Annotated in this window: 2 protein-coding genes; both read left to right on the top strand. The window is 42.0% G+C overall.

Annotation, left to right across the window (positions count from 1 at the left end):
- Nucleotides 1-491: TerB family tellurite resistance protein (locus F6K38_RS41990; RefSeq protein WP_287360768.1), on the top strand; the 491-nt coding region annotated here is incomplete at its 5' end.
- A gap of 178 nt (nt 492-669) precedes the next feature.
- A partial coding sequence (locus tag F6K38_RS41995) for a tRNA-dependent cyclodipeptide synthase (RefSeq protein WP_287360771.1) occupies nt 670-1387 on the top strand: 718 nt, incomplete at its 3' end.

Genomic DNA, 1387 nt, shown 5'->3' on the forward strand with positions numbered 1-1387 from the left:
AAACTATGACAAGTGGAAAAAGTCTCCAGCCGACCCCATATGGTAATAAGAGATATAACATTACTAAACCAATTGATTTTGAGGTAGCCATGAATTACGGCGGTACTTTAATGGCAATTGCTGGAGCAGATGGCGAACTGGCAGAAGGAGAATTCCAGTGGTATATTGACGAACAGCAAATGAACTTTGTTGAATCTGCAGAATACATTGAAGCGCTCCGCCAATTCGATTGGAAAAATGCTAACGTTGAGGAGCTATTGAGTGGGATAAAGTATGACTTTCCGCTGAATTTTCGCCGAAGCATGTTGTACCAAGCGATCAAGATGTGTCGAGCGGATGGTAATTACCATGACAAAGAAAAAGCATCTGTGGCTAAAGCGGCGGAGATTTTAGGGATTGAAAAAACCATGGCGGTGAGCCTTGAGTCTCTGGCAGAACTAGAAGATTCAGCGGAGCGATTGCGCCTTTCCTTATTTGAAACCGACGTTTAATTCGGCTGTAAGCATTCAGCCGTAAACTGTCAGCCGTCAGCTGTCAGCTGACGGCCAAAAACATCTAATACCAAATCTGGTTATGATAGAGTAATTAAACAAATATTAAAATCCTCTCTAGGCAAGGATTTTGATTGTTTTGAATAAAGTCTCAGTCAAGGGGATTTGGTATAACAGAATGAGTAGCCACAGGGACGAAGAAACGATCATTGAAAATTTTGACTGGAATCAGCTTTCACTAGAACAGTTGAAGTTGCTTCAGTCTCAAATAATCAAAGCAATCGATCTTAAGATACGCGACTTAAAGTTGACCCAATCTACTGCCAATCTGAGCAAAGTTCATAGGTATAAGGCAAGCTTAGCTAAGGTCTTCCCTCGTCGCCTACGTAGCTCCCTCTCTGATTATCAAAACTGTTTTTTCATTATCAGTCTGGGAAGCAGAAACTTCGTTGATAGTGAGCGACTCGAAGCCTCAATTAAATGGATTAGCGAACACTTCAAAGCTTGCCTAGTACTAGTTTGCGATAGTATCTACCGATTGACAATCGAGCTTAGACAGGGACTTAAAGGGGATGAAGCTTGGCTGGAAGCAATTCGCACTGGAGAGACCTTTATTAATCAAAACCGTTTCTTGTTCCAGCAATACTCTGGAAGTTGTCAATTCCAATTCCAGATGGCTTCCCAAATAGAGAACCAATCAGAATTTGAGATCTATTACAAAGACTTTCAGGGTCTTTATCAAAAGGATGAATCCTTTCAAAGGATGGTAAACTCCTTTGCCCAAACCTATCTTAATCGGGGGGAACAGTCAGAAGAAGAGGAAGTAGAGCAGCTTCTCCAAAGGCAAAAGCACCTGGCGATCACCTACCTGCTGGAAGAGTCAGCTGTGTTTACCT

Source organism: Moorena sp. SIO3B2, assembly GCF_010692525.1.
GTDB lineage: Bacteria > Cyanobacteriota > Cyanobacteriia > Cyanobacteriales > Coleofasciculaceae > Moorena > Moorena producens.